Raw genomic sequence first — 1,194 nt, 5'->3', positions numbered from 1 at the left:
AAGCCACTAATACCTAGAAATGATTGTTGAAAACTTAATTTTCTAAATGTCTAAATGTCTAAATGTCTAAATGTCTAAATGGTAGAATTATTTTAGTTTTTCTAATTTATTCTTAAACTTTTGGCTTGATCCAAAAGTTACAAAAGATCAAGCCTTGGTTTCTCGGTGTAAGTATCCCTAAAAACCAGACAGTTTAAAAATAGAAAATTTATTAATTTTAAACTGTAAAAAGATGAAAAAGACAAGATTCACAGAAATGCAAATTGTTTCTGCATTAAAACGGCAGGAAGGGGGTATTCCAATCAAAGAACTTTGTAGAGAATTAGGTATATCTGAAGCGACATTTTACAATTGGAAGAGTAAATATGGCGGAATGGAAGCTTCTGAGGTAAAACGTATAAAGGAGCTAGAAGAGGAAAATGCTCGTTTAAAACGGATGTATGCCAATCTGGCCATGGATAATGAGATATTAAGAGACCTGTTCACAAAAAAAGGTTGGGCCCTGCCGCCAAAAGGCAACTAAGCGAGGAACTTGTGAAGGATCGTAAAATACCGGTGAGCCGGGCCTGCAAAATAGTTTCATTAACACGTTCTCAATATTATTATACATCTGTAAAGGATGATTCGGCCGTAATAGAAGCCCTGCAGGAGTTGGCTTTTGCTCATCCATCCTATGGATTTAGAAAGCTCTTTGCTTATTTACGCCGCTCCGGCAAGGAGTGGAATCATAAACGAGTGTATCGTATTTATAAATTATTAAAGCTGAACAAGAAAAGAAAGGGAAAAAGACGTTTACCCGCACGGGTAAAACAACCATTACAGCAACAAACAGAAGTGAACAAAACTTGGAGCATGGATTTTATGAGTGATAGCCTGACTGGCAATCGTAGGTTCAGAACATTCAATGTAATGGATGATTGTAGCAGAGAGGTATTAGCTATCGAAGTAGATACATCCATATCTTCAAAACGAGTGATCAGGACACTGGATCGGGTTATTGATATCAATGGGATGCCAGAAGTTATAAGAGTAGATAATGGTCCGGAGTTTACTTCAAAATACTTTGAATCCTGGGCTAAGGGAAAAGGAATCCATATTCAATATATCCAGCCCGGAAGACCTATGCAGAACGGGTACATAGAACGTTTTAACCGCCTTTATCGGGAAGCCGTATTGGATGCTTACCTGTTCTTT

At 37.4% G+C, this 1,194-nt stretch carries 2 protein-coding genes; both read left to right on the top strand.

Annotation, left to right across the window (positions count from 1 at the left end; translation table 11 throughout):
- Positions 1 to 232 precede the first annotated feature (232 nt).
- Positions 233 to 523 carry a transposase gene (locus BAZ10_RS19150; protein WP_078771359.1) on the top strand — a complete coding sequence of 97 codons (291 nt, stop codon included), beginning with the start codon at positions 233 to 235 and terminating at the stop codon, positions 521 to 523.
- A gap of 11 nt (positions 524 to 534) precedes the next feature.
- On the top strand, positions 535 to 1,194 hold a 660-nt coding region (locus BAZ10_RS06390; RefSeq protein ID WP_221407371.1), incomplete at its 3' end, for an IS3 family transposase.

This window comes from Elizabethkingia occulta (assembly GCF_002023715.1).
Classification (GTDB): domain Bacteria; phylum Bacteroidota; class Bacteroidia; order Flavobacteriales; family Weeksellaceae; genus Elizabethkingia; species Elizabethkingia occulta.
This window is presented reverse-complemented; position numbering and strand designations above follow the sequence as displayed.